The organism is Clostridium sp. 1001270J_160509_D11, from assembly GCF_015667935.1.
Lineage (GTDB): Bacteria > Bacillota > Clostridia > Peptostreptococcales > Peptostreptococcaceae > Intestinibacter.
Genome location: NZ_JADPET010000138.1, coordinates 1 through 7,803 on the forward strand (window position 1 = coordinate 1; position 7,803 = coordinate 7,803).

At 27.7% G+C, this 7,803-nt stretch carries 5 protein-coding genes; all 5 read right to left on the reverse strand.

Features of this window, described 5'->3' with window-relative positions:
- Positions 1 to 94: 94 nt before the first annotated feature.
- On the reverse strand, positions 95 to 1,540 hold the full coding sequence (gene purB, locus I4U58_RS11335; RefSeq protein WP_195931459.1) for an adenylosuccinate lyase: 1,446 nt from the start codon (positions 1,538 to 1,540) through the stop codon (positions 95 to 97).
- 164 nt (positions 1,541 to 1,704) lie between these two features.
- Entirely contained in the window at positions 1,705 to 2,613 is a 909-nt protein-coding gene (locus I4U58_RS11340) for a tyrosine-type recombinase/integrase (protein WP_195931460.1), read from the reverse strand.
- A gap of 106 nt (positions 2,614 to 2,719) precedes the next feature.
- Complete coding sequence (locus I4U58_RS11345; RefSeq protein WP_195931461.1) at positions 2,720 to 4,498, reverse strand: DEAD/DEAH box helicase family protein; 1,779 nt, start codon at positions 4,496 to 4,498, stop codon at positions 2,720 to 2,722.
- A gap of 170 nt (positions 4,499 to 4,668) precedes the next feature.
- Positions 4,669 to 6,216 carry a ribonuclease Y gene (rny, locus tag I4U58_RS11350; protein ID WP_195931462.1) on the reverse strand — a complete coding sequence of 516 codons (1,548 nt, stop codon included), beginning with the start codon at positions 6,214 to 6,216 and terminating at the stop codon, positions 4,669 to 4,671.
- A 309-nt stretch (positions 6,217 to 6,525) separates the two neighbouring features.
- Positions 6,526 to 7,587 carry a recombinase RecA gene (recA, locus tag I4U58_RS11355; RefSeq protein ID WP_343003874.1) on the reverse strand — a complete coding sequence of 354 codons (1,062 nt, stop codon included), beginning with the start codon at positions 7,585 to 7,587 and terminating at the stop codon, positions 6,526 to 6,528.
- Between the last annotated feature and the right edge of the window lie 216 nt (positions 7,588 to 7,803).

Below are 7,803 nucleotides of genomic sequence, written 5' to 3' on the forward strand. Positions count from 1 at the left end.
ATATTTTTTGATTTATCTCATAAATAAAACTCCCAGAAATATATCTTATTTCTAGGAGCCTTTTTAATATATTTTATAATGTTTATTTTTAAAATTAAACTTTTAAGTCTACGTCTAAACCACCTATAAATTCTTTAAATGGCTCTATTGCTGGGTTTAAGTATTCTTCTACAAATTCTACAACTTGCTCTGGAGCTCTACCTACGAATTTCATAGGGTCTAGTATATCTGATATTTCTTCTCTTTTTAACATGTCGAATTTGTCAGATTCTAGTATTAAGTCTATTAAGTTATTGTTTAAACCTTCGTGTTTAACTCTGTAAGCTGCTTTCATAGATAATTCTCTTATCTCTTCGTGTAGCTCTTGTCTATCTCCACCTCTTTTTACAGCTTCCATTAATATATTTTCAGTTGCCATAAATGGTAGTTCTTCGTTTATGTGTTTATTTATCATGCTTTCATAAACTACTAATCCATCAGTTACATTTATACCTATTTCAAGTATAGCATCAGCTGCCATAAATGCTTGTGGTATAGAAAGTCTTTTGTTAGCAGAGTCATCTAAACTTCTTTCTAACCATTGAGTAGCTTCTACCATAGCTGGAGAAATAGATTCAGCTATTATGAATTTTGAAAGTGATGATATTCTCTCACTTCTCATTGGATTTCTCTTATATGCCATAGCTGATGAACCTATTTGTTTCTTTTCAAATGGCTCTTCTAATTCTTTAAGATGTTGAAGTAATCTTATATCGTTAGTCATTTTATGCATACTTTGAGCTATACCTGCTAGTACATTTAAAACTTGAGAGTCTAATTTTCTTGTATAAGTTTGTCCACTTACAGCATAAGAAGATTCAAATCCCATTTTGTTGCATACTATTTTGTCTAATTGTTTTATTTTTGCACTGTCACCTTCAAATAAAGCTACGAAACTAGCTTGAGTACCAGTAGTTCCTTTAACTCCTCTAAGTTTCATGTTAGCTAATCTGTAGTTTAAGTCTTCTAAGTCTATTATTAAGTCTTGCGCCCATAAAGTTGCTCTTTTTCCAACTGTTGTAAGCTGAGCTGCTTGGAAGTGAGTAAATCCTAAAGTCGGTATATCTTTATTTTTAAGAGCAAATTGTTTTAAGTTGTTTATTAAGTTTACTAATTTAACTCTTATTAATTTTAAAGCTTCATCCATTTGTATTACATCTGTATTATCTCCAACATAAGCTGAAGTAGCACCTAAATGTATTATACCTTTTGCTTTTGGACATTGAAGACCATAAGCTTGAACATGACTCATAACATCATGTCTTACTTCTCTTTCGATTCTTTTCGCATCATCAAAGTTTATATCATCTATATGAGCTTTTAATTCTGCTATTTGCTCATCTGTTATATTTATTCCTAGTTCTTTTTCACCTTCTGCAAGAGCTACCCATAATTTTCTCCAAGTTGAGAACTTAAATTGTGGAGAGAATATATAACTCATATCTTTACTGCAATATCTTTCAGTAAGAGGGTTAGAATATGTACTATATTTATTATCCATATTTGTGCACCGTCCTTAATTCATTTCTTTTTAACATCATAATTATATATAATTTAGCGAACTATAACAATACTTTTTTTAAATTTGTTCTAATTTATTATATTTTCATATCTAAAAATATTATGATGTTTTAGTATTAGTATTATCTTTTAACGGCATTATTATTATTTTTTATTTATATTCATATTTTCCTTTTGCATTATATAATCTATACTCTCACTATCTACAAAATCAATTACGTTTTTATATCTTATAGCATAGTATTTATCGCTCCAACCAAGTTGTTTTTGGATATCTTCTTTATCTGCTCCTAACATTAAACTTATTGCAGCATAAGAGTGTCTTAAATCTTTTGCAGAATAATTTTTAAGTCCCGCTAAGTCAAATGCTTTTTTTACTATTATTCTCACGTTTCTATCTGTTATAGAATTACTCTTTTGTGTTGTGAATATATATTCATCAGTAGGTAGTATTATTTCGCTTAGTCCTGAATGATATCTATAATCTTCTATAAGTTTAAAACAATAAGGGTGTAGTTTTACTACTCTTTCTTTTTTACCTTTACCAAGTCTTATATAGTAATTATCTTTATCATCCACAATTAGATCTTTCCATTTAACTTCTACTAGCTCATTTAACATGCAACCTGTCGTAGTTAAAAATACCATTATAAGTCTATCTCTCGCATTTAATTTATATAAAGAATCTATAAGTTTATTTATTTCTTGAATGCTTAATACGTCGTCTTTTCCTTTTTCTCTTGTTACCATAGGTTTTTGAACATAATTAAATGGGTTTATCTCCATGTATTTGTTTCTATATAAAAATGAGTAAAAACTATGTAAATAACTATATATCTTTTCTGTCGTCGATTTTGCGTATTTTTCTTTTATATGTTCTATAAATTTACAACAATCATCTTTATCTACTTCTAATAAGTATTGTCCTTCTAAATACTTTTTAAAATATATTATTTTCAATAAATAGTCCCTTTTTGTTTTAGGAGTGAAATTTGTTGAAAATTCATCGTATAACTTTAATTCTTGCTTTGTAAGTATTTTTGATTCAACCATATCTTTTATCCTTCCCAATATCAAGTTTATTCTTTAACTAAAAAATCACTTTATCATTTTCATGATTAAAGCGATTTTTATAAGTTATTTCTTATAATTAAATTATTTACTGTCTAGACTTTATTAGAATTTTTATTATTTCGCTTGAATCTTCATTAAATGTAGTTATAATTTTTAAGTACTCTGTAGGAACATTTAGAGCTAAATATATTTTATTTAAATCTCCTACAAAATCATTTATCTGATAATCTTGCTTTGTATCACTAATTGTTTGATTGTATAGCATTTCTAATTCACAGAAAATCACTGCTTTATATTCTAAATTTCTTATTCCATATATATTCGAAATTGTTATACCTACTTTTTTTGTTATTTTTGTTATTTCATCTTCAGCAATCATATAAGGTATTTTAGCTTCTTCTAAAGCTTTTCTTAGAATGTATTGGAAATAAATCGTTTTTCCATTCTTTAATTTTTTCTTATTATATGGATATACTATAGCTATATCTGTGTAATCTAATCCTTTTTTATTAGTAAGATAATCAATCTCCCATAAAATAGATTCTATTTGTTCTTCTAAGTCAGTTACTTTTATTATCTCAGGATCTTGTCCCTTTTTGTGAATTGGTTTAGTTAGTGAATATATATCATGATTTATAAGAGGTCTTAAATCTCTTATATAGCTATTAGAGTTTTGACAAAATTTATTTACAAAATCAACTAAACTTTTACTTTGCCTATAATTTATATCTAAATAAACCATCTTATCTGGTTTTATATCTTGTTTATTTTTAAATATATTTAAATCATTAGTTATATTTAAAGCATCACAATAATATACATCAAATATATTTTTTGTTTTATATAAAAATTCTGAAATAAATTCAATTTCTTCATGTTTAAAGTTTTCAGCCTCATCTATGAATACACCTTTAAACATATTTTTATTTTTTATTACATTTCTAGCTTGTTTAATCAAATTATTAAGGTATTTTTCATAGTCTTGTTTAAATAGTCTATAATCAGCTATTAAGTCAAATTTCTTAGCTAGTTTAAATAAAAATGTTGCTAAAGTATGAACCTCTAAATTAGAGTTTTCTTTATACAAAATATCTATCTCTTCTTTTAATTGATTGTATAATTTTTTTGAAGATACGAATATAGCAAATCTATGTTGTGGATATACACGCGCCAACTTAATTGCTCTAGACAATAAAATAGTCGTTTTCCCTGTTCCACAACCACCTTTAAATATATTATTTCCATAGTCAATTGACAATGCATTAATAAGTTGATTTGTTTCTAACATATTTGCACTGTATTCATAATCGTCATTTACAAATGTAATCTTTTTAAAATCTTTATTTATATACATCTCATTATTTAAAGTATAGTATTCTGGGCATATATCTAAGATATACATATTTAACTCTATCTCATTATTTCTATCTTTTAAGTAATTATCTACATATATTTCATTTTCAATAATTTGGTTTAATTTTGTCTTGTCTATAATATTATTATCTACAAATTCTTCAAATTCATATTTATCTTCTATTTCTACATATGGCATTACATAAATAAAGTTATATGAAATATTGCTGTGATGTTGGGCCATTTTCAATCTAAGTAAATTAAATTCTTCATTCATCACTTCAATTAATTCTTCATCTAATATAGAAAATATCTCTTCTGAAGTATCCATAAATTTAATAAATAATATTTTATTATCTTTAATATACATCAAATCTGTATTTATTCCTTTAAAAGGCGTTACTTTTGGTACTATTTTTACATTGTCAGATAACTTCTCATAAAATTTCTTTTCAAATTCTTTCATTCTTAATGCATCTAATTGAGAGTTAATTCTTATAAACTGACTCATAGCAAGCCCCCTCTCTTTCTTATTGTAAAATTAACTGTAGATTTTAATAGCTTTATGATAGAGATTTTATATATATTTAAATTATATCATTTAAATATATAATTTACCATAAATACATTTCTATACAAAAAACCTCTCTTGAAATAATTCAAGAGAGGCTATTTTAATCATTATTTTGCATACTCTACAGCTCTTGTTTCTCTTATTATACTAACTTTTATTTGACCTGGATACTCAAGTTCTTCCTCGATCTTCTTAGTTATATCTCTAGCTAATAGATGTATTTCTTCATCATTTATTTTTTCTGGTTTAACCATTATTCTGATTTCTCTACCTGCTTGAATTGCAAATGATTTATCTACGCCTTCGTATGAATTTGCAATTTCTTCAAGTTTTTCTAATCTCTTAATGTAGGCTTCTAGAGTTTCTCTTCTAGCACCTGGTCTTGCTGCAGATATCGCATCTGCTGCAGTAACTAATACGGCTTCAACAGTTTGAGGTTCATAGTCTCCATGGTGAGTACTCATTGCATGGATAACATCTTTAGATTCTTTGTATCTTCTAAGTAAATCCATACCTATTTCAACATGTGTACCTTCCATTTCGTGGTCAACTGCTTTACCTATATCGTGAAGTAAACCAGCTCTTTTCGCCAATTTAATATCAGCACCTATTTCGGCTGCCATAATACCAGCTATATGAGCAACTTCTATAGAGTGTTTTAAAACATTTTGTCCATAACTTGTTCTATAGTTAAGTCTACCTAATAGTTTAACTAATTCTGGATGTAGACTATGAACACCAGTTTCGAATATAGCTTGTTCACCATATTCTTTTATGATGTTGTCCACTTCTTTCTTAGCTTTTTCAACCATTTCTTCTATTCTTGCAGGATGGATTCTTCCATCTGATATAAGTTTTTCTAATGCTATTCTAGCAATTTCCCTTCTAATAGGGTCGAAACCAGATAATATTACAGCTTCAGGAGTATCATCTATTATTAAATCAATTCCTGTTAGAGTTTCTAAAGTTCTAATATTTCTACCTTCTCTACCTATTATTCTACCCTTCATTTCATCATTTGGTAGATTAACTACTGTTACTGTAGTTTCTGCAACATGGTCTGCTGCACATTTTTGAATTGCATACCCAATTATCTCTCTCGATTTTTTCTCTGCATCTTCTTTTGCTTGAGTTTCAATTTCTTTAATCATTATAGACATTTCATGTCTTACTTCTTTTTCAGCATTACTTAGTATTATATCTTTTGCTTTTTCACTTGTAATACCTGATATATCCTCTAATTTTTCAAGTTGTTTTACTTTTATAGCTTCGACTTCTTTTTGTTTTTCATCTACTGCTCTTAACTTTTGATTTAAATTAGATTCTTTGTTTTCCATACTTTGTTGTTTTCTATCTAGAGATTCTTCTTTTTGAATTACTCTTCTTTCATATTTTTGTAATTCATTTCTTCTTTCTCTATTTTCTTTTTCAGCATCATTTCTAAATTTATGAATTTCTTCTTTTGCTTCTAAAAGTTTTTCTTTTTTGATTGTTTCTGCATCTTTGTTTGCTTGATCTATTATATTCTTAGCTAAGCTATCTGCTTCGCCAATCTTTGCTTCTGATATATTTTTTCTTGTAAAATATCCAGCTACAATTCCTATAGCCAAACCAACTACTGCTGCTATAATTGCTGTTGCTATTATGACATCCACCTCCTTTGTTATTTAATCCCAAAATTCAATATTACTCCTTATTTTCACATTTATTTAGGTTAACAATCTACTTTTAAGATAAAAAGCTAACATTTTTTAATATGATAAGTATTACATTTATAATCTTGGAATACTGCTCTTTAAGTTATCTAATAAATTAGATAACTTATTTGTCAATTAAAATAAAACTTATTAATAATATTTACTAATTGACAACAAAAAATTATATTAAATTAGAATACTTTACCTCATTTAATTTTATAATTTTTTCTAGCGCATGTCAAGTTAATAGGAGGTTTATAAGAATTATTATTCACCTGTAACATCATTTGAATCTTGCATGTTTTCATCTAACTCATCTTCTTCTAGATTTCTATATTCTGCACCTAGTTTGTAGTATTTTCTAACTTTTTCTTCTATTTCATTTGTTAAATCCATATTGTCAGCTAGGAATTTCTTAACATTTTCTCTACCTTGTCCTAGTTTTATATCTTGATAGTTGTACCAAGAACCAGATTTTTTAACTATATCTACATTAGCAGCTATATCTAATAAATCACCTATTTTAGATATACCTTCTCCATACATTATGTCGAATTCAGCTTGTTTAAATGGTGGTGCAACTTTATTTTTTACTACTTTTACTCTAGTTCTACTTCCTAGAATTTTGTCTCCTTGTTTTATTGTGTCTATTTTTCTTACGTCTAATCTAACTGAAGAGTAGAACTTAAGTGCACGTCCACCTGTTGTTGTCTCTGGGTTTCCGAACATTATACCTACTTTTTCTCTAAGTTGGTTTATGAATATTGCAACACAATTTGATTTTTTGATTGAACCAGTTAATTTTCTAAGAGCTTGTGACATAAGTCTCGCTTGTAAACCTACGTGAGAATCACCCATATCTCCTTCGATTTCTGCTTTTGGAACTAATGCAGCAACTGAGTCTATTACGATTATGTCTATCGCACCACTTCTTATTAATGCTTCTGTTATTTCTAGAGCCTGTTCACCAGTATCTGGTTGAGATATTATAAGGTTGTCAACATCTACACCTAATGCTCTTGCATAAACAGGGTCTAGAGCATGCTCAGCATCTATGAATGCTGCTATTCCGCCATTTCTTTGAGCTTCTGCAACTGTATGAAGTGCTACAGTTGTCTTACCTGAAGATTCTGGTCCGTATATTTCAACTATTCTACCTCTTGGAAGTCCACCTATACCTACTGCTATATCAAGTCCTATTGAACCTGTTGATATAGAGTCTACTACCATAGATGAAGCCTCACCTAATCTCATTATTGATCCTTTTCCAAAGTCTTTTTCTATTTTTCCTAAGACGTGATTTAACGCGTCTAATTTTTCTTTTTCTATAGTCATAATTATTTATTCCTCCATATACTAATTTATAAAAACAAACATTTGTTCGCTTGTATATTAATTATAACTTATAAAGGTTTTTCCGTCAATGTGATTAACTAATTATTTTATACCCTTTATCTTATATATTTTCATTTTATATTTATTTTATTATAAAACTATATTTCAAAATCACTGTTGTCTTCATCGCCAAAGCCACTGAAATCAAAA